This is a genomic window from Egibacteraceae bacterium, assembly GCA_035540635.1.
Taxonomy (GTDB): domain Bacteria; phylum Actinomycetota; class Nitriliruptoria; order Euzebyales; family Egibacteraceae; genus DATLGH01.
The window spans coordinates 54,085-74,435 of record DATLGH010000006.1 but is presented as its reverse complement, the minus strand read 5'-3'; the positions used below and the strand labels follow the sequence as shown (position 1 = coordinate 74,435).

Here is a 20,351-nt window from a genome sequence, read left to right as displayed (position 1 = left end):
GGTGACCGTGCAACCAGATCCGCTCTGGTACAAGACCGCGCTCTTCTACGAGGCGCTCATCCGTGGCTTCAACGACTCGAACCACGACGGCACCGGGGACATCCGCGGTCTCATCGAGCGCCTCGACTACATCGAGTGGCTCGGGATCGACTGCATCTGGCTCCTGCCGTTCTACGACTCCCCTCTCCGCGACGGAGGCTACGACATCGCTGACTTCTACGCCGTGCTGCCCGAGTACGGCACGGTCGACGACGTCCGCGAGCTGCTCGAGTCCGCTCACTCCCGCGGAATCCGCGTCATCGCCGACATGGTGATGAACCACACGAGCGACCAGCACCAGTGGTTCCAGGAGTCGCGCCAGCCGGGGTCGGACAAGCGCGACTGGTACGTGTGGAGCGACACCGATGAGCGCTACCGCGACGCGCGCATCATCTTCGTGGACACGGAGCACTCGAACTGGACGTGGGACCACGAAGCCGGCGCGTACTACTGGCACCGCTTCTTCAGCCACCAGCCCGACCTCAACTACGACAACCCCGACGTGCAGGAGGCGATGCTCGACGTCGTGCGGTTCTGGCTGCGGCTGGGCTTCGACGGCCTGCGACTCGACGCCGTGCCCTACCTGTTCGAGCGCGAGGGGACGAACTGCGAGAACCTGCCGGAGACCCACGCCTATCTCAAGCGCCTGCGCAAGGTCGTCGACGCCGAGTACGAGGACCGGGTCCTGCTCGCCGAGGCGAACCAGTGGCCCGCGGACGTCGTCGACTACTTCGGTGACGGCGACGAGTGCCACATGGCGTTCCACTTCCCCGTCATGCCGCGCATGTTCATGGCCCTGCGCCGGGAGGAGGCCAGGCCGATCGTCGAGATCATGGAGTCCACCCCGGAGATCCCCGAGAACTGCCAGTGGGGGATCTTCCTGCGCAACCACGACGAGCTCACGCTCGAGATGGTCACCGACGAGGAGCGGGACTACATGTACAGCGAGTACGCCCGCGACCCCCGGATGAAGATGAACGTCGGGATCCGCCGCCGGCTCGCTCCCCTCCTCGACAACGGCCGGCGTCCCATCGAGCTGTTCCACGCGCTGCTGTTCAGCCTGCCGGGCAGTCCGATCATGTACTACGGCGACGAGATCGGGATGGGCGACAACATCTATCTCGGCGACCGCGACGGCGTGCGCACGCCCATGCAGTGGAACCCCGACCGCAACGCCGGCTTCTCCCGCGCGGACTTCGCGGCCCTCTACGCCCCACCGGTGCTCGACCCCGTGTACGGCTACCCCGCGGTGAACGTCGAGGCGCAGCAGCGCCACCCGAACTCGCTGCTGCACTGGGTCCGCAACCTCGTGAACGTCCGCAAGCAGCACCCCGTCTTCGGCGTCGGCCTGTTCACGACCTTGAAGTCCTCCAACGACAAGGTGCTCGGCTTCCTCCGGGAGTCCGGAGACGACACCATCCTCGTCGTGGCGAACCTGTCCGCCACCGCCCAGCCCGTCGAGCTCGACCTGTCGCGCTTCAACGGTCGTGTGCCGGTGGAGCTGCTCGGGGGTACCCACTTCCCGCCCATCGGTGACCTGCCCTACCTCCTCACCCTCGGCCCGCACGGCTTCTACTGGTTCCAGCTCGTGGAGGAGCCGGGCTCGTGACGCCTGCCGAGGCCGAGGGGCTGGCCGCCGCGCTCGCGGCGTGGCTGCCGGTCCAGCGGTGGTTCGCAGGCAAGGCCCGCGTCCTGCGGACCGTCGGGCTCGCCGACGCGGCCGTGCTCGAACGTGAGGGAACGCAGATGCTCGACGTGCTCGTCGACGTGCACTTCGGCGACGAGCACGTCGAGCGCTATCACGTCCCGCTCGCCGAACCCCTCCCCGACACCCCCGAGCACCTCGTCCTGGACGGCACCGGGCTGGCCGACGCCACGGCGGTGCCCCCGGCCGCGGCGCTGCTCGGGGAGCTCGCGGTGTCCGCGGCCGAGCACCCGACCGACGCCGGTGCCACCATCGTCGGTCGCCCCGTCGACCGCACCCGGCTCACGCTCGGCGCGCCCCGCCGGATGGCGGCGGAGCAGTCGAACACCTCCGTCGTGTTCGGCACGGGGTACATCCTGAAGATCTTCCGGCGGGTCGAGCTTGGCGTGAACCCCGACGTGGAGGTGACGCGCGCCCTCACCGAGCGGGGTTTCACCGCCGTGCCCCGCCAGCACGGCGCAATCGAGCTCGTCGGTCCCGGCGGGAGCACGGCGCTCGGTGTGCTGTCCGACTTCGTGGCCGGCGGCCAGGAGGGATGGGACCTCGCGGTCACCGACGTGGCGCGCCGCGCCGACCCGTCCACCTCGTTGTTCCTGCCGACGCTCACCGACCTCGGTGCCGCGATCGCCGGTATGCACGGCGCCCTGGCCGACGCCTTCGGGGCCGGCCGCTCCGCCGGGGACGCCGCCGCGTGGACCGCGACGATGCGCCGGCAGGCCGAGGACGTGCTCGCCACGGCCGCCCGCCTCGCCCCGGGGGCCACGGCGCCCGTGCTGGAGCGCCGCGAGGAGCTCCTGCACCGCCTCGGCGACCTCGGGCCGGCAACCGCCGCCGGGGCGGCCGTGCGCATCCACGGCGACCTGCACCTCGGCCAGGTCCTCCGCGACCCCGCCGGCGGCTGGAAGATCCTCGACTTCGAGGGGGAGCCGGTCCGCTCGCTCGCGGAGCGGCGCGCTCCGAGCGCGCCCCTGCGCGACGTGGCCGGAATGCTGCGCTCCTTCGACTACGCCGCCGCCGCGGCCGGCGTCGCCGAGCCGCTCGCACCGCAGGCGGCAGCATGGCGCGACGCGGCCCGCGAGCAGTTCCTCACCGGCTACCTCGCCACCGTCGACCACCAGCGACTGCTGCCCCCGGAGTCCTCGCTCCGGGCGCAGCTCGCCGCCTTCGAGCTCGACAAGGCGGTCTACGAGCTGGGCTACGAGCTCGCCAACCGTCCGACGTGGGTGGCGATCCCCGTGGGGGGCATCCTGCGTGTGCTGGACCGGCCGTCAGCGGGTAGGAGTCTTGCTATGGCACAAGCCCGCGCGTCGCGTACCCCCACCGACTGGCACGCCGACCCCGCCGACGTCGAGGCGGTCGTCGCCGGCACCCACCGCGACCCGCACCGTGTGCTCGGCATCCACGATGTGGACGAGGGTGCCGCCGTCCGCGTGTGGCGTCCCGACGCGGAACGAGTCGAGGTGCACGTCGAGGGCGTCGACCCGGTCGAGGCGGAACGCCGGGACGACGCCGGCTTCTTCGAGGCGCTCCTGGCCGAGCCGCCCAAGGGGCCGTACAGGCTGCGGGTGACGTATCCGGGCGGGCAGACGTACGACATGTACGACCCCTACGCCTTCTGGCCCACGATCGGCGAGGTCGACCTCCATCTCGCCGGGGAGGGCCGCCACGAGGAGCTGTGGCGGCGCATGGGCGCGCACGTCGGTGAGGTCGACGGCGTGGCGGGCACGTCGTTCGCGGTCTGGGCTCCGGCGGCCCAGAGCGTCCGGGTCGTCGGGGACTTCAACAGCTGGGACGGCCGGCTCCACCCTCTCCGCCAGCTCGGCTCCTCGGGCATCTGGGAGCTGTTCGTGCCGGAGGTCGGCCCCGGCGCCTACTACAAGTACGAGATCGTCACGGCGCAGGGGGACCTGGTGACCCGGGCCGATCCCTACGCGTTCGCCACGGACGTCCCCCCCGGCACCGCCAGCCGTGTGCACCGCTCGACCTACGAGTGGGGTGACGCGGAGTGGTTCACGACGCGGCGGGAGCACCGGGCGTCGGAGAGCCCGGTGTCGATCTACGAGGTCCACCTCGGGTCGTGGCGCAGGAACAACGCGCAGCCGATGAGCTACCGCGAGATGGGGCCGGCGCTCGCCGACCACGTGACCGAGCTCGGCTTCACCCACGTGGAGCTGCTCCCCGTGGCCGAGCACCCCTTCGGTGGCTCCTGGGGCTACCAGGTCACCGGCTACTTCGCTCCCACGGCCCGCTTCGGCGACCCCGACGACTTCCGCTACCTCGTCGATCACCTGCACCAGCGCGGCATCGGAGTGATCGTCGACTGGGTCCCCGCCCACTTCCCGAAGGACGAGTGGGCGCTCGCGCGCTTCGACGGCACCGCCCTGTACGAGCACGCCGACCCCCGCCAGGGCGAGCACCCCGACTGGGGCACGCTCGTGTTCAACTTCGGGCGCAACGAGGTGCGCAACTTCCTCATCGCCAACGCTCTGTTCTGGCTCGAGGACCTCCACGTCGACGGCCTGCGCGTCGACGCGGTGGCGTCGATGCTCTACCTCGACTACTCCCGCGAGGAGGGGCAGTGGGTGCCGAACGCCTACGGCGGCCGGGAGAACCTCGAAGCCGTGAGCTTCCTCTCCGAGCTCAACCGCGTCGTGTACGGGCGCAACCCCGACGTGCTCATGATCGCCGAGGAGTCGACCGCATGGCCGGGCGTGTCGCGTCCGGTCCACCTCGGCGGGCTCGGATTCGGCTTCAAGTGGAACATGGGCTGGATGCACGACACGCTCGACTACTTCGCCCGCGAGCCGATCCACCGCCGCTACCACCACCACCAGCTCACGTTCGGGCTGCTCTACGCGTGGAGCGAGAGCTACATCCTCCCCCTGTCCCACGACGAGGTGGTCCACGGCAAGCGCAGTCTGCTCGACAAGATGCCCGGTGACCGCTGGCAGAAGTTCGCCAACCTCCGCGCCCTCTACGCCTACATGTGGGCGCACCCCGGCAAGCAGCTGCTGTTCATGGGCGGCGAGTTCGGCCAGTGGCGGGAGTGGTCGGAGGAACGCGAGCTCGACTGGTACCTGCTCGGCGAAGCCGATCACGCCGGGTTGCAGCGCCTCGTCGGCGACCTCAACGCCGTCTACCGCGAGCAGCCGGCCCTCTGGCAGCGCGACACCGACCCGGACGGCTTCACGTGGATCGACGCGAACAACGCGGACGACAACCTGCTGTCGTTCGTGCGCTGGGGGCGCGAGGGCGTCCCCCCGCTCGTCTGCGTCGGGAACTTCTCGGCGCTCCCCCGCCATGGTGTGCGCCTCGGCATGCCGTTCGTGGGCGAGTTCGGCGAGGTGCTGAACACCGACGCTGAGCGGTATGCCGGCAGCAACGTCGGCAACCTCGGCACGGTGCTCGCCGAGGACGTGCCGTGGCACGGAATGCCCGCGTCGGCGGTCGTCACCGTTCCCCCACTCGCCACGCTCTGGCTGCGGCCCCACTGACCTGCGCGGCCACCCGTGGGCTACCTTCGCGGCGTGGCCACCGACCTGCTGACCGATCCCGGCGTCCTGGTCGCGGCGGCACTGCTCGTCGGCGGGGTGCTCTGCGCGGGCTTCGCCGCGCGGCTCCGCGTGCCGGGGTTGATCCTCTTCCTCGCCCTCGGCATGCTGATCGGCGGTCTCGGCTGGATCGAGCTCGACGAGCCGCAGATCGCCCAGCACGTCGCGATCGTGGCCCTCCTCGTCATCCTGTTCGCCGGGGGACTGACGACGAAGCCGACCGACCTGCGGCGCGCAGCCCTGCCAGGGCTGCTCCTCGCCACGCTCGGCGTGGTGATCACCGCCGCCGTGACGGCGGCCGCAGTATGGGCCGTGTTCGGCACGACGCCGCTGACCGCCGCGCTCATCGGCGCGGTCGTGTCATCGACGGACGCCGCGGCGGTCTTCGCGGTCTTGCGCAAGGCGCCCCTGCCGCGCCGGATCATGTCGCTTCTGGAGGTCGAATCGGGAACGAACGACCCGGTCGCGATCGTCCTCACCATCGGCGTCCTCCAGGCCTGGGTGGCGCAGCCCACGACGCTCGAGTGGGCCGCTTTCTTGGGTGCCCAGCTTGCCGGAGGCCTGGCTGTCGGCCTCGTCGGCGGCTGGCTCGGCAGCGCCGCCCTCCGCTTCCTCGACCTCAGCGGCGAGAGCCTTTTCCCCATCCTCGCCCTCGGGCTCGCCGGCCTGACCTATGGCGCCGCCGCGGAGATCGGCGCGTCGGGCTTCCTCGCGGTGTACGTCGCCGGGGTGATCGTCGGTATGCGGGTACCCCGCCACCGGCGCGGGATCCGCCTGTTCCACGAAGGGCTCGCGAACCTCGCCGAGATCACGCTGTTCCTCGTGCTCGGCCTCCTCGTCTTCCCCGCCCAGCTGCCCCCCGTCGTCCTGCCGGCGCTGGCCATCACCGGCATTCTCATCGTCTTCGCCCGGCCGTTGGCCGTCGTGCTGTGCCTGCTCGGCCAGCGGTTCAGCTGGCGAGAACAGGCCCTCGTCGCCTGGGCGGGGTTGCGGGGGGCGGTGCCGATCGTGCTCGCCACCTTCGCGCTCACCGCGGGCTACCCCGAAGGCGCGGCGGTGTTCAACATCGTCTTCTTCGTCGTGCTGGTCTCGACGGCGGTCCAGGGCGCCACAGTGGGGCCGGTGGCACGCCTGCTGGGCCTCGTCGAGGGCGCACGGGTGTGGGCTCCGGTCGCCGAGGCGCTCCCGCTGGAGGGCGTCGACGCGGACCTCATCGAGGTGGACATCACCGACGACCTGTTCGTGAGCGGCAAGCGCCTGCGCGACGTGCCGCTGCCAGCCGGGATGCTGCTCACGGCGCTCGTGCGTGGCCACCGGGCCATCGTGCCGCGCGGGGACACGCGTCTGCGCCCGGGCGACCAGGCGCTTGTGGCCGCCTCGCGGCAAGCGGCGGAGACCGACGCGACGGAGGCCATCGTGGCATGGGCACGCGGCGAGACCACCCGCACACCCGAGCACGTGCGGACCGGTGTCCCGCCGGACCGGTTCCGCAAACGCCGCGAACGCCACGGCCGCCGCTAGCCGGTGCCTCCAGGCGGCGTTCCGAGGACCGCTGACCGGGTAAGCCCCCCCGAGAACCCTCATCAAGGAGCCCGACATCCACGCCCCCCGACACGGAGCGCTGCCCCACGACGACGGCAGCACGACCTTTCGCGTGTGGGCCCCGCACGCCGACCACGTGGCGCTGCTCCGCGACGCCACGACGGCGCCGATGGAGCCCGGCGGCGACGGCTGGTTCGCCCTGCGCGTGGACGCCACGCACGGCCAGCCCTACCGCTTCAGCCTCGACGGCGGACCGCCCCGTCCCGACCCCGCGAGCCGCTGGCTGCCGCACGGTGTGCACGAGGCGGCCCGCGTCCTCGACCCCCGCCGGTTCACTTGGACGGACGACGGCTGGCGTGCGCCACCGCTGTCCGCCGCGGTCGTCTACGAGCTCCACGTCGGCACCTTCGCCCCCGAGGGAACCTTCGAGGCGGCGGAGGCCCGCCTGCCCGCGCTGGCCGAACTCGGCGTCACCCACGTCGAGGTCATGCCGGTCAACGCCTACAACGGCGAACGCGGGTGGGGCTACGACGGGGTCGCGTGGTACGCCGTCCACGAGCCCTACGGCGGCCCCGCCGGCTTCGCGCGCTTCGTCGACGCGGCGCACGCCGCCGGGCTCGCCGTCGTCCTCGACGTCGTCTACAACCACCTCGGCCCGTCGGGCAACTACCTGCCCGACTTCGGTCCCTACCTCACCGGTCACTACACGACCCCGTGGGGGGACGCACTCAACCTCGACGGTCCGGGCAGCGACCCCGTCCGCGCGTTCATCGTCGACAACGCGCTCTCCTGGCTCGCCGACTACCACGTCGACGCGCTGCGCCTGGACGCCGTGCACGGCCTCGTCGACAACTCCGCGGTCCACATCCTGAGCGAGCTGTCGGCCGCGGTGGACGCGCTCGAGGTCGCCACCGGGCGCCCACGCCAGCTCATCGCCGAGTCCGACCGCGCCGACCCGGCGACCGTCCGGCCACGCGAGGCCGGCGGCCAGGGGATGCACGGGCAGTGGGCAGACGACCTGCACCACGCCATCCACACCGCGGTCACCGGCGAGCACGAGGGCTACTACACCGACTACTCGGGGCTGCCCGACGTCGCCCGCGCGTACCGGCGGGGCTTCCTGTTCGACGGTCGCTACTCCCGGTACCGCGAACGCACCGTCGGCGCACCCCTCGGCGACGTCCCGGGGCACCGGCTGGTGACCTGCGTGCAGAACCACGACCAGGTCGGCAACCGCGCGGCGGGAGACCGGTTGACGACCCTCGTCGAGCCCGCCCGCGTGCGCGTCGCCGTCGTCCTGCTCTGCGCCTCGCCGACCACGCCGATGTTGTTCATGGGTGAGGAGTACGGCGAGACCCGCCCGTTCCAGTACTTCACCAGCCATCCCGAGCCGGAGCTCGCCGAGGCCGTCCGCAAGGGCCGCGTGGAGGAGTTCGCCGCCTTCGCCGCCTTCGCCGGAACCGATGTGCCGGACCCGCAGGACGCCGCGACCCGGGACGCGAGCGTGCTCGACTGGAGCGCCGCCACTACCCCCGCGGGGCATGCCCGGCGCGCACTGTGGTCGGACCTGCTGCACCTGCGGCGCACCGTGCCGGCGCTCGGCAACGGCCGGCGCGACCTCGTCGAGGTGCTCCGGTCCACCGACGAGCAGCTCCTCGTCGTCCGCGGGGATCCCCGCGGCGCACCGGCCCTGCTGGCCGCGAACCTCGGATCCGAGCCGGTGAGGCTGCCGGTCCCCGACGGCACCTGGCGCCGCCTGCTCGACACCGACGACGCCCGCTACGACGGCGACGGTGAGGCTTCCGGGTCAGGAGCCGTGACCGGCAGCCTCACGGTCGGCCCCACCGCCGCGGCCCTGTGGCAGCGCGTCGCCGCCGGGTAGTTTCCGGTCCACCCGACCCGGGCTCAAAGACGCGCGCTGCCCTGTCCGGTGACGCAGGGCTGGTTGAAGCCGCACTCCACCGAGCTCGATTAGGAGCGCCCCTTCTGTGGAATAGCATCGCTCTGGATAGGCAATCCGGGGGCACGAGGGAGGGCGAGATGAGCGACACCCACACCAACCCCATCGACCGGCCGGCTCCCGGCGGGCGGCCGTCCACCGGCCACCGCGAGGAGTTCACGGTCCGAATCCCCAAGCCCGGCGGCGGTGGGCCCGTCCGCGCGGCGATCAAGACGACGGAGTTCTGGATGACCGTCATCCTCGTCGTCTTCGTCTTGCTCGCCGCCTACGTCGACGGCGACGCGCTGCCCCGCGCCGACGGCTGGCGCTTCGCGACCTGGGCCGTCATGGCCTACGTGATCAGCCGTGGCCTGGCCAAGCTCGGCAACCGCTCCGACGCGACCCGCGAGATCGGTCGCCCCTAGACGATCAGCCGTTAGCGCTCGGCCGCGAGCAGGGCGAGGGGTAGGGTCGCGCACGCGGAGGAGACGGCGAGCAGCGTGCTCGGACCGTGGCGCTCGTCGGTCAGCAAGCTCGTCCAGCGCCGGGCCTGCAGGTCCTCGCCGAGCTCCACGTTCGTGTCGTCCCAAATGGCGCCGGTGGGCGGCTGGCCGCCCTCACCCATGACGTGGCCCGGAAGCCGGGGGACCACGACCAGCAGGGCGTCGCCGTCCGGTGCGACCCGCGCGTAGGCGACGACGTGGTCGGCCCACCGGCCGGACACGACCAGCGGCACGTACGCCCCATCCGCGCCGACAGCCGCAAGGTGCTCGCGCCGGGCCCGCAGCGCCCGCGACAGCACCCAGAGCTTCACCCGGCCGTCCCGGCGCTCACGCAGGAGCTCGGACGGGTCAGCGCCGCCGTCGAGCGCGGCGAGGAGCCGCCTGCGCAGCGCGAAGTCGACGGGTCGGCGGTTGTCGGGGTCGACGAGGCTGTCGTCCCACAGCTCGTTGCCCTGGTAGGTGTCGGGCACGCCGGGTGAAGTGCAGCGCAGGAGGGTCTGCCCGAGCCCGGACACCATCCCTATCTCCGCCGCCCGGCCGGCGACGGCGGCAAGCCCCTCGACGAAGGCCGGGGACCTCTCCGTGTCGAGGACCGCTGCGACGAAGGCCCGCACACCCTGCTCGAACGCCTCGTCGGCGTTCGTCCAGGTCGTGCGCCGGCCGGCCTCACGTGCGGCCTTCACCGCGTAGTCGCCGACGCGCTCCACGAGGTCGGGCCCGGTGACCCCGCTGCGCTCGATCGGCCATACGCCGACCAGCGTCTGGTACAGAAGGTACTCGGTCTGAGGATCGGGGGCGGGACCGGCGCGAGTCGACGCGACGCAGCCGGCGTTGAGCTCCCGCCACCGCCGGACCTCACGCTCCCAGACCTCGACCAGCTCCGACAGCGCCGCGATCCGCAGTCGCACGTCCTCCCCCCGCTTCGTGTCGTGGGTCGACGTGGTGAGCATCCCGGTGGGATGGCAGCGTGCGCGCTCGGCATTCGCGCCGTGGAAGCCCGCGACGCTGAGCCCGAGCTCGCCGGGGTCCCCGCCGACCTCGTTGACCGCCGAGAGCCGTACGTAGCGGTAGAAGACCGTGTCCTCCACCCCTTTGGCCATGACCGCACCCGACAGCTGCGGGAACCGGCCGAGGACCTCGAGATGATCCGGCGTCGTGCCGGCGCGTCCGATCAGGACGTCGGCGAGGAACCCGTAGAGGAAGGCGGGGGCGTGCCCGAAGCCGCGGGCTCGATCGACCGCGCCCCGCACGCGCGCGACGTCGTCGGCGCTCGCCTGTCCGGTCCGAGGGTCGACGTAGCTGCGGTAGACATCCATCGCGACGATGACGTCGGCGAGGGCCGCACGGCACAGGGCGTCGTCGACGTCACGAACCTCGGGGTGCTCCTGGGTCACCCGCCAGAGGACGCGGCCGAGCCGGCGGAGGTCGGCCTGCAGGTCGGTCGCGAGCTTCTCGCGCTTGGCCGCCCACGCCTGTGCGGTGTACGGGACCGCGGCCGCGCCGAACTCGGCGTCGAGCGCGTCGAGGACCGCCTCGGCCCCCCCGTCGACGAACAGCCCGAGCGCGTCGTTGGCGAACTCGTAGCCGGTTGTACCCGCCACCGGCCAGTCCGGCAGGGGCTCGCCGCGCTCGCGGATCTTCTCGACGACGATCCATGCGCCGCCGGTCCGCTCGGCGAGCCGCTCGAGGTACCGGGCAGGGTCGCGCAACCCGTCGGGATGGTCGACGCGGAGCCCCTCGACGACGCCCTCCCCCACGAGCGCGAGCACCTTCTCGTGGGTGGCCTCGAAGACCGCCGGGTCCTCGACCCGCACCGCGGCGAGCTCGTTGATGGCGAAGAAACGCCGGTAGTTCAGCAGACGGTCACCCACTCGCCAGTGGACGAGGCGGTAGTGCTGCGATTCGAGCAGCGCGTGCAGGCGCGTCCACGTCGCCGGCTCGCCGGGGGTACCAGCGAGCAGCTCACCGTCTCCCGAGCGGTCCAGGGCTTCCTGAGCCTCCGGTGACAGGGGGAAGTCGTGATCGTAGTAGCGCAGCCGCCATTCACCGTCGGCGTCGACCACCTCGAGCTCGCCGGCGTAGAGGACGGCGCCGTACTGCTCGCCCAGGACGGGCAGCAGGATCTTGCCCGCCGCCCCGGGCAGCGGCGTTGCCCAGTCCACGTCGAACGTGCGGCCGGCCGGGCCCGACTGCCCCTCCGCGAGGAGCGCCTCCCACAGGGGGTTGTCGGGGCCGACGCCGACGTGGTTGGGGACGATGTCGACGACGAGGCCGAGCCCTGCCGCGCGGGCGCGGTCGGACAGCGCGCGGAGCCCCTCCTCACCCCCGAGGACGTCGGAGACCCGGGTCGGGTCGGCGACGTCGTAGCCGTGGGCGCTGCCCGCCGCGGCCGCGAGAAGGGGCGACAGGTAGAGGTGCGACGCGCCGAGGGCCGCGAGGTAGTCGACGAGCTCCCCGGCCGCGGCGAAGTCGAGGTCGGTGCCGAGCTGGAGGCGGTAGGTGGCGCGTGGCGTGACGGTCATCGGCAGCCCGGAGCCGTCAGTCGTCCCGCGCGTCGTCGAGGCGGCGCATGAGCTTCATCGAGCGCGACGCCAGGTCGAGCTTCTCCCCGGCGTCGCGGTGCGCGTCGCCCTCCCGCAGCTGCGGCCGGGCGGTGTTGAACACGACGCTCCAGCGCTTGCCGTACGCCTCCGAGGGCACCGTGAACGCCAGGTCGTCCGCGCTCGCGTTCATGAGGACGAGGAAACTGTCGTCGACCACCCGTCGCCCGCGCTCGTCACGGGTGGGGATCGCCCGGCCGTTGAGGAAGAACATGAGCGCCTGCAGCTCGCCCTCGTACCAGTCCTCGACCGCCATCTCCGACCCGTCCCGCTTCAGCCAGTCGAGGTCGCTGATGCCCCCGCGCTCCTCGCCCCGGAAGTACTGCTGGCGGCGGAAGACCGGATGACGCTTGCGCAAGCCGATGAGGAACCGGGTGAAGGCCTGCAGCGAGCGCTGCTGGTCGTCCCACTCCCAGTGGTACCAGGACAGCTCGTTGTCCTGGCAGTAGGTGTTGTTGTTGCCCTGCTGCGTGCGGCTGAACTCGTCGCCGCCGAGCAGCATGGGCACCCCCTGCGACAGGAAGAGGGTGGCGAGGAAGTTGCGCTGCTGACGGTCGCGCAGCGCGAGCACCTTCGGGTCGTCGGTCTTGCCCTCGACACCGCAGTTCCACGAGCGGTTGTGGTCCTCCCCGCTCGAGTTGTCGTCGAGGTTCGCCTCGTTGTGCTTTTCGTTGTAGCTCACGAGGTCCCGCAACGTGAACCCGTCGTGGGCGGTGACGAAGTTGATCGACGCGTACGGCCGCCGCCCGTTGTGGGCGTAGAGGTCGCTCGAACCGGTCAGGCGCGACGCGAGCTCCCCGACGCCCCAGGTGTGGCCGCGCCAGTAGTCGCGAACGGTGTCACGGTACTTGCCGTTCCACTCGGTCCAGAGCACCGGGAAGTTGCCGACCTGGTACCCGCCTTCACCGACGTCCCAGGGCTCCGCGATGAGCTTGACCTGGCTGATGACAGGGTCCTGCTGGATGATGTCGAAGAAGGCCGCGAGGCGGTCGACGTCGTGCAGCTCGCGGGCCAGCGTAGATGCGAGGTCGAAGCGGAACCCGTCGACGTGCATCTCCGTCACCCAGTAGCGCAGGGAGTCGGTGATCAGCTGCAGCACGTGGGGGTGGCGGACGTTGAGGGAGTTGCCGGTCCCCGTGTAGTCCATGTAGAAGCGCTCGTCCCCATCGACGAGCCGGTAGTAGCTGCGGTTGTCGATCCCGCGCAGCGCGAGCGTGGGGCCTTCGTGGTTGCCCTCGGCGGTGTGGTTGTAGACCACGTCGAGGATGACCTCCAGGCCCGCCTCGTGGAGGTCTTTCACCATCGCCTTGAACTCGTAGAGCTGCTCGCCCCGGGTTCCCCGGGCGGCGTAGTCGGCGTGCGGGGCGAGGAACCCGATGGAGTTGTAGCCCCAGTAGTTGCGCAACCCCTTCTCGACGAGGAAGTGGTCGTGGACGAAGTGGTGGACTGGCTGCAGCTCCACGGCGGTGACGCCGAGCGAGGTGAGGTAGTCGATGACCGGCGGGGACGCGAGCCCCGCGTAGGTGCCGCGCAGCTCCGGCTCCACGTCCGGGTGGAGCATCGTGAGGCCCTTCACATGGGTCTCGTAGATGATCATCTGGTTCTCTGGGGTGCGCGGGTGGCGGTCGTCACCCCAGTCGAAGAAGGGGTTCGTGACGATGCACTTCGGCACGTGGGGGGCGCTGTCGGCCCTGTTGAGCTCGAGGTCGGAGCCGCCGAGCGGGTAGGCGAACACCGCGTCGTTCCAGTCGATCATCCCGTCGATCGCCTTGGCGTACGGATCGATGAGGAGCTTCGCCGGGTTGAACCGGTGCCCGGCGCCGGGCTCGTAGGGTCCGTGCACCCGGTAGCCGTAGCGCTGCCCCGGTTGGATGCCCGGAAGGTACGCGTGCCAGATGAACGCGGTCTGGTCGGCCATGGGGATGCGCAGCTCGTACCCGGCGCGGTCGAACAGGCAGAGCTCCACCTTCTCGGCGTGCTCGCTGAACAACGCGAAGTTCGTCCCTCGACCGTCCCAGCGCGCGCCGAGGGGGTAGGGATGCCCAGGCCAGACGTTGACCACGGTTGTGCTCCTTGTCGCTTCCAGGTCGGGATTGCGTAGAGTGCCACCCCGCTGTCCTACTCACGAACAGAGGTGCGATGTCCACGCTGCTGCGCACCCGAGGCTGGCTGCATCCGGCCATCCTCGCCGCGGCGGGGCTGTCGGTCGCGTCGGGGTTCGCGAGCTTCGGCGTGACCGTGGCGCTCGGCGACGTCGCCGCGGCGTTCGGTGAGCCGCAGCCGGCGGGCTCGGTCGCCGACATGGCGGGGCTCACCGGGACGACCCTCGGCGCCGGCCTGGCCTTCATCCGCCTCGCGTCCCTCGCGGCGTTGCCGCTCGCGGGCCTCGCCGACCGCGCCGGCCGGCGACGTGTGATCCTCTGGTGCTGCGGCACCGGGCTGCTCATGACGCTGGCCACTGCCGCGAGCCCCAGCTTCTGGTGGTTCGTCGCGCTGTTCGCCCTCGCCCGCCCCCTGCTGTCGGCGACGAACGCACTCGCCACCGTCATCGCGGCCGAGGAGACCCGCAGCAGCGACCGCTCGAAGGCCATCGCCCTGATCACCGCCGGCTACGCCCTCGGCGCGGGCCTCACCGCGCTCGTGCGCACCGTCATCCCGCCCGCGTACGGATTCCGCGGCCTGTTCGCCATGGCCGCGCTGCCGCTGCTTTTCGTGCCCCTGCTCGGTCGCTGGCTGGACGAGCCGAGCCGCTTCGCCGGGCTGCGGGCCCGCGCGCCGTCGAGCCGCCCGCGGCTCGGCGCCGTCCGCCGCGACCTGCGGGGACGGCTCGCGCTGCTCTTCCTCCTGCATGTCGGGTTCGGCTTCGTCACCGGGCCGGTGAACACGAACCTGTTCCTGTACGGCGAGCGCATCCTCGGGATGACGTCGGCGACCATGGCGTGGCTCTTCGTCGCCGCGGCTCCCACCGGCCTGCTCGGCCTGGTCATCGGCCGGTGGGCGGCTGACCGCTTCGGCCGCCGACTGAGCGCCGGCGTCGCGATGGCGCTCACCGCCGCGGCGGGGGTCCTGACCTACAGCGGCGAGCCTGCGGGGGTGGCGCTCGGCTACGTCGGGGGCATCGGCGCCGCCGCCGCCTACGCTCCGGCGGCGGGCGCCCTCGACGCCGAGCTGTTCCCGACGTCCCAGCGGGGGACGGCGGCGGGGTGGGTCGCCGCCGCCAACATCGTCGGGGCTGTCCTCGGGCTCCTCGCCTTCGGCATCCTCGTCGACGCCTACGACGCCTTCGGGCCGGCGGCGCTGACCATCAGCGTGCCGGTCGTGCTGATCGCCGCGCTGTACCACCGCCTGCCCGAGACCCGGGGGTTGGAGCTCGAGGAGTCCGCGCCCGAGTAGCCGGGCCCCGCGGTGCCGGTGCCCGCCTCACCCGCGGGCGGACAGGGCCCGCTTCTGCAGCCAGGTGAGCAGCGGGCGCACCGCGGGGGGGACGGTCACGTCGTCGTAGGTGTAGGTCCCCGACCGCCCGCCGCCGCGCAGGGACAGGCGGTAGGTGAACGTGTCGGCCCGGCGTGCCCCGGTGGAGGGCCGTTCCGCCGCCGCCTCCGCGCCGCCGGCCGGGGACGCCGGTGGGGGGACCCCGCCTTCGAGGAGGCCCGCCCGCCGGACGAGGTCCTCGAGCTGCTCGCGCTCCCCCGGCGGCAAGTCGGTCGTGGCGACGCGGTGCACGAGGGGCTTGGTGGCGAACAACCCCCCGTACCCGCCACGCAGCTCGAAGTCGATCTGCACCGCTCACCCCCTCCTGCTAGCGCGGCAGACCGACCTCCCGGAAGGCGGCTCGCACGACCTGCGCCGCGCCTTTCGGCGCCTGCTCGTCGCGCGTCAGCTCCCGGGTGGTGTCAACGATGACCTCCACGGCGTCGTTGAAGTCCGCCGTCGGCCACAACCGGTGCAGTGCGGCGTACCAGATGCGGCCCGCGGCCGGCGTCCCGACGTCCGAAGCGGTCAGGTAGAAGGCCCGGTTCGGGATGCCGCTGTTGATGTGGACCCCCTGGTGGTCCTCGGTGCCGGTGAAGTAGTCGTCCATGTGCGCGGGCTGGGGGTCCCTGCCGAGCAAGGTGTTGTGGTAGGCGGTGCCCGGCGCCTTGACCGACCGCAGAGCCTCGCCGTACAGGGTCGGGCCCATGACCTCGTCGCCGATGAGCCAGTCAGCCTGGCCCGCGTCCTGGCCTTCGGCGTGCTGGGTGACGGCCGCGCCGAGCACGTCGGCCATGCTCTCGTCCAACGCGCCCGACTGGCTGTAGTACTCGAGGTTCGCCGAGAACTGCACGACGCCGTGGGTGAGCTCGTGGGCGGTGACCTCCAGGGACCGGGCGAGGCTCGAGAAGATCTCCCCGTCGCCGTCGCCGAACAGGATCTGCTCGCCGTCCCAGAGCGCGTTCATGTAGTCCTCGCCGTAGTGCACGTTCAAGACGAGGTCCATGCCCTGGTTGTCGATGGAGTTGCGACCGAGCTCGGCGCGGTAGAACTCGCGGGCGAACCCGGCGTGCTCGTAGACGGTGTCGACGTCGACGTCGCCTGAGGCCTCCTCGTCGCCTTCCTTGCGCGCGAGGGCCACCTGCTGCTCCCACTGGCCCTTGCAGTCATACACCCTCCGTGCCCCCGCCGCTTCTGCCGCCACGCCGGCCCGGGCGGCGAGCAGGCGGGGGACGGTGAGCATCGCGCCGGCGCGCGCGCGCCGGGTCGCCTGGCTCTGCTGAGCGGTCGCACGGGCGGCGGCCTTCGCCGGCTCGTCGGCGCGGCGCGCCACACGATCGAGGACGTGCGGCGGGATGTAGGAGCATCGGTGCGGGTGCGAGACCATGAGGCTCCCTTTCCCCACGTGGGGCGTTCCAGACGCCCCACCGGATGCGCACGCCGGCGCCGCGTCCAGTCACGGGAGCCGCACGGCTGCAACGGCGCTGCAACCTCATCGTCGCACGGTCGGAACGCAACCGGCCACCACGACCACGAGACCGCAACGCCATCCAGGCCGACTACCACACGCTGACCCCCTGAGCTAACGGCTCCATCGGCGCAGGAGCCAGGGGCCCGCCGTGACGCCCGCGGCCGCGATCCCGAGCACGATGCCGAGGACCCGCCGGGCGGGCAGCGGCTCGGCTGGGGCGGGCCCCCCGGGGCGGGACGTCACCGCCGAGTCGGCCCGTATGACCGCGACCTCCCGGCTGGCCGGGTCGACGCGGTGGAAGGTCCCCGTGACGACGAGCACGTCGCCACGAGCGGCGGGACCGCCCACCCATTCGACGACCTCGGCGACCCCGGTGGGCAGGAGGACCCCGACCCCTGCGTTGCTGCCCCGGTAGACACGGTGCGCCGGCAGCGGGCCGAGCACACCGGCGTAGTCGTCGTCGTTCAGCTGCGTCCACGCCACGCCACGTCGGGACAGCAAGGCGCCGACGACCTCGCCCTCGTAGCGCACCCGCAGGCCGTCGTAGAGCGCCGGGCAGTCATGGAGCTCACCGGAGCCCACCGCGACCGCACCGTCGTCCGCAGCGGCTGGCGCGTCCGGGCACACGACCTCGTCGCGGACGTCGCCCATCTCGGCGAGCGTCGCGGTCTGGACGTCGGCGTGCGGATGACGCAGCGCCTCGGCGACCCCGACGACGCCTGCGAGGAGGGCGACAAGGACCAGGGCGCCACCGAGCACCCCGAGGCGACTCACTGCACGGGCCGGCGCCTGGAGGCTCATGCCCTGCCCCGGACGATCGCGACGAGGTAGCCGAGGAGCACGAACAGCGCGACGAACTCGAGTCGCCCGAGGACCATCTGGGCGATGTAGACGAGCTTCAGGGGGGTCTCGAGGTCGGGGCGGACGACGCCCACCGACAGCCCGCCCGAGCTCGCCGCGGCGGTGGAGTCGAACAGGGCCACCTGGAGGTTGTAACCGTAGAAGAGCCCGACCAGCGTCCCGGCCAGGTAGAGGACGAGCCAGAGGAGCAGCACCACGACGGCGGTCATCACCTGGGGGTTGCGGAGAATCCGCCGTTGCCCGGCGTGGTAGGTCTCCACGACGACCGCGTCATGGGGCAGCAGGAGCTTGCGGAGGTCACGCCTCAGCCCCTTCAGGACGAGTCCGACGCGCAGCGCCTTGATCCCTCCTGCCGTGGAGCCCGCCATGCCGCCGAGCGCCATGGCGATGACGAGCATCCCGGGCGCCAGCACCCCCCAGTCCGTGAGGTACAGCCGACCGGGCACCGTCGCGAGCCCGGTCGTCGTGTGCGCGCTGACGGTCTGGAAGAACGCGTGGCGGAACAGCGGGCCGACGTCGGCGAACAGTCCGATCCGCGCCACCCCGACGCACATGACGGCGAACACGAGCAGCATCGAGGTGGCGAGCACCCGCGACTCCAGGTTGCGGACGAGCTCCCGGCCGCGTCGCTGCCACAGCCAGTAGTGCAGCGCGAAGCTGCACCCCCCGGCGACCATGATCGGCATGAGCACCGCCTCGACGACCTGCGAGCGGTAGAAGCCCACCGACGAGGACTGCGTCGCGAACCCCCCGGTGTCGAACGCGGCCATGAAGAGGTTCGTCCCGTGGTAGAGCGCGAGGCCCGGCGTCATCCCCGCGGTGACGAGCGCCGCCCAGAGCAGGAAGATGCCGACGACCGCGTAGGTGAGGGCCACCCGCCAGATGAACCGCGCGGTGCTGACGACGTTCGGCAGGATGGTCTCCTCACGGCCCTCGCCGACGTACAGAGCGCCGATGGCCCCGCCGCCGCGCGCGAACAGGGTGAGGAAGACGATGATGATCCCCTGCCCGCCCATGAACTGCATGAGGTGCCGCCACAGGTTGACGCTCCTTGCCATGTGGTCGATGTCGTTCGCGAGGGTGAGGCCGATGGTGGCGAACCCGCTCATCGCCTCGAAGTAGGCGTCGAGGTAGGACACGTAGTGACCGGACAGCAGGAGCGGTACGGCCGCGAACACCGGGGCCAGCAGCCACGCCGCCCCGACCGCCGCGAGCCCGTGACTCGTCGTCAGCGCCGCGTTCGTCCTGCACACCCATTCGGCCGTGCGGGCGAGGAGGACCGCGAGCGCCGCAGCGACGATGAAGCCCCACGCCTCGTTCACCTCCCCGAGGGCGAATCCGAGGGTGGCGGGCAGCAGCATCGCCACCCCGACACCCATGAGCACGCGGGCGGAGTAGAGACCGATCAGCCGGAAATCCCGCGCATCCGGTCGGAAGAGCATCGGCCCAGTAGACGCCAGCGGCGCCCCGCAAGGCAACCAACCCGACCCGCGCGCCACGGCCCGGATGGCAAAGCACCGTTCGCCCCCCGGCGCGAGGCGCCACGGGAGGCGCATGCTGTCTAATAGCCCCATGGCCTTCGGCACCACCGTCCTCGTCCCGGTCAGCAACCCCAGATCGGCGTACACCCTGCTGGAGCTGGCCGCATCGCTCGCGGAGCGGGACGGGCTGGTTGTCCCGGTGACCGTCCTGCGCCCGGACGCGCCCGCAGCGGAGCGGGAGACGGCACACGAGCTCGTCGTCAGCGCCGAGGTGACCGCGCGACGAGCCGGCGTGGAGGCCCGTGGCATGCTCGACGTCGACGAATCCGTCGCCCGTGGGGTGCTCGACACGGCGCGGGAGTGCGAGGCGACACTCGTCGTCATGGGATGGCAGGGGCGCAGCAGCCACCAGAACGTCTTCGGCAGCCTCATCGACTCGATCGCGGGACGTTCGGCGGTGCCGCTCGCGGTCGCCCGCCTCGGCGAGAAGTCCTTTTCGCGGTTGCTGCTGCCCGTGTCCGACGATCACCTGGGGAGCGCCGCCACCGGCGGCATCCGGCTCGCGGCCGCGCTCGTGCGCCGGCTGCACGAGACGACGGGGGCACCGGTCCGGGTGGTGCGCAGCGGCGAGAGCACCGTGGACCTGCCCGCCGAGGTGGCGGCGCTGAGCGACCGGGTCCACCACGACCCGCGGCGGCTCGACCTCGCCGTCGGGGCCGCCGCGAGAGCCGACGACCTCGTCGTCGTGCCGGTCGCCCCGACCGTGTCGGGGCTGCGCGCCGCGACGACGCACGTCGCCTGGGCGGCCCCTGACGCGTCACTGCTCATCGCCCTCGACGTCGGTCCGGCCCCCGCCACCGAGGACCTCGCGCCCGCCGTCCGCAGCGCCGGCACGCCGGTGCCCGACTCGGATCACGCCAGGGCGAGCACGTCGCACCGGATCATCGTGTCGGCGTGCCTGCCCGCCGAGGCGGACCGCTCCGAGCTGCTCGAAGCCGCGCTGTGGCCGGTCGGCGACGTGAGCCTGCACGAACCATGGCGCGACGAGCGTGGCCGGCTGTGCGTGAGGGCGGAGGTGACGGTGTCAGCCACCGACACGAACTCCGCGCTCGGCGACGTGATGGAGGCCCTGCACTCCGCACCCGGTTTCGACGGGGCCGAGATCAGCTACGCGCCCATGGGCTAGCG

At 72.0% G+C, this 20,351-nt stretch carries 13 protein-coding genes; 7 read left to right on the top strand and 6 right to left on the bottom strand.

Going from position 1 to position 20,351, the window contains the following annotated elements; translation table 11 throughout:
• The first annotated feature begins 1 nt into the window (after position 1).
• The 5 genes from treS (at position 2) to VM324_01515 (ending at position 9,201) form a co-directional block, all read left to right on the top strand.
• Positions 2 to 1,648, top strand: coding sequence for a maltose alpha-D-glucosyltransferase (gene treS / locus VM324_01535; GenBank protein HVL97960.1), 1,647 nt, complete (start codon positions 2 to 4; stop codon positions 1,646 to 1,648).
• The gene (gene glgB / locus VM324_01530; GenBank protein ID HVL97959.1) at positions 1,645 to 5,238 is read left to right on the top strand and encodes a 1,4-alpha-glucan branching protein GlgB; all 3,594 of its coding nucleotides are present in this window, start codon (positions 1,645 to 1,647) and stop codon (positions 5,236 to 5,238) included. Before treS ends, glgB begins: the two co-directional genes overlap by 4 nt.
• Before the next feature lie 33 nt (positions 5,239 to 5,271).
• The gene (locus tag VM324_01525; protein ID HVL97958.1) at positions 5,272 to 6,816 is read left to right on the top strand and encodes a potassium/proton antiporter; all 1,545 of its coding nucleotides are present in this window, start codon (positions 5,272 to 5,274) and stop codon (positions 6,814 to 6,816) included.
• Positions 6,817 to 6,877: 61 nt separating this feature from the next.
• Complete coding sequence (gene treZ / locus VM324_01520; protein HVL97957.1) at positions 6,878 to 8,719, top strand: malto-oligosyltrehalose trehalohydrolase; 1,842 nt, start codon at positions 6,878 to 6,880, stop codon at positions 8,717 to 8,719.
• A 158-nt stretch (positions 8,720 to 8,877) separates the two neighbouring features.
• Positions 8,878 to 9,201: a hypothetical protein gene (locus VM324_01515; GenBank protein HVL97956.1), complete on the top strand. Its 324-nt coding sequence runs from the start codon at positions 8,878 to 8,880 to the stop codon at positions 9,199 to 9,201.
• A gap of 11 nt (positions 9,202 to 9,212) precedes the next feature.
• Here VM324_01515 and treY read toward each other — a convergent pair whose 3' ends face one another.
• On the bottom strand, positions 9,213 to 11,801 hold the full coding sequence (treY, locus tag VM324_01510; protein HVL97955.1) for a malto-oligosyltrehalose synthase: 2,589 nt from the start codon (positions 11,799 to 11,801) through the stop codon (positions 9,213 to 9,215).
• Positions 11,802 to 11,817: 16 nt separating this feature from the next.
• Positions 11,818 to 13,941 (bottom strand): glycogen debranching protein GlgX, encoded by a 2,124-nt coding sequence (gene glgX / locus VM324_01505; GenBank protein ID HVL97954.1) that lies wholly within the window; start codon positions 13,939 to 13,941, stop codon positions 11,818 to 11,820.
• Positions 13,942 to 14,018: 77 nt separating this feature from the next.
• Here glgX and VM324_01500 point away from each other — a divergent pair, with 77 nt between their 5' ends.
• Complete coding sequence (locus tag VM324_01500) at positions 14,019 to 15,272, top strand: MFS transporter (protein HVL97953.1); 1,254 nt, start codon at positions 14,019 to 14,021, stop codon at positions 15,270 to 15,272.
• 27 nt (positions 15,273 to 15,299) lie between these two features.
• On the opposite strand, the gene VM324_01495 is transcribed toward VM324_01500, so the two are convergent.
• The 4 genes from VM324_01495 to VM324_01480 all read right to left on the bottom strand — a co-directional run bounded on the left by VM324_01495 (position 15,300) and on the right by VM324_01480 (position 19,124).
• Positions 15,300 to 15,662, bottom strand: coding sequence for a protealysin inhibitor emfourin (locus tag VM324_01495; GenBank protein ID HVL97952.1), 363 nt, complete (start codon positions 15,660 to 15,662; stop codon positions 15,300 to 15,302).
• A gap of 16 nt (positions 15,663 to 15,678) precedes the next feature.
• The gene (locus tag VM324_01490) at positions 15,679 to 16,737 is read right to left on the bottom strand and encodes a M4 family metallopeptidase (GenBank protein HVL97951.1); all 1,059 of its coding nucleotides are present in this window, start codon (positions 16,735 to 16,737) and stop codon (positions 15,679 to 15,681) included.
• Between the two features lie 195 nt (positions 16,738 to 16,932).
• Complete coding sequence (locus VM324_01485; GenBank protein HVL97950.1) at positions 16,933 to 17,622, bottom strand: hypothetical protein; 690 nt, start codon at positions 17,620 to 17,622, stop codon at positions 16,933 to 16,935.
• Positions 17,619 to 19,124 (bottom strand): potassium transporter TrkG, encoded by a 1,506-nt coding sequence (locus VM324_01480; protein ID HVL97949.1) that lies wholly within the window; start codon positions 19,122 to 19,124, stop codon positions 17,619 to 17,621. The genes VM324_01485 and VM324_01480 overlap by 4 nt, the downstream gene beginning before the upstream one ends.
• Positions 19,125 to 19,254: 130 nt before the next feature.
• Between VM324_01480 and VM324_01475 the strand changes: the two genes are divergently transcribed.
• Positions 19,255 to 20,349: a universal stress protein gene (locus VM324_01475; GenBank protein HVL97948.1), complete on the top strand. Its 1,095-nt coding sequence runs from the start codon at positions 19,255 to 19,257 to the stop codon at positions 20,347 to 20,349.
• Positions 20,350 to 20,351 lie beyond the last annotated feature (2 nt).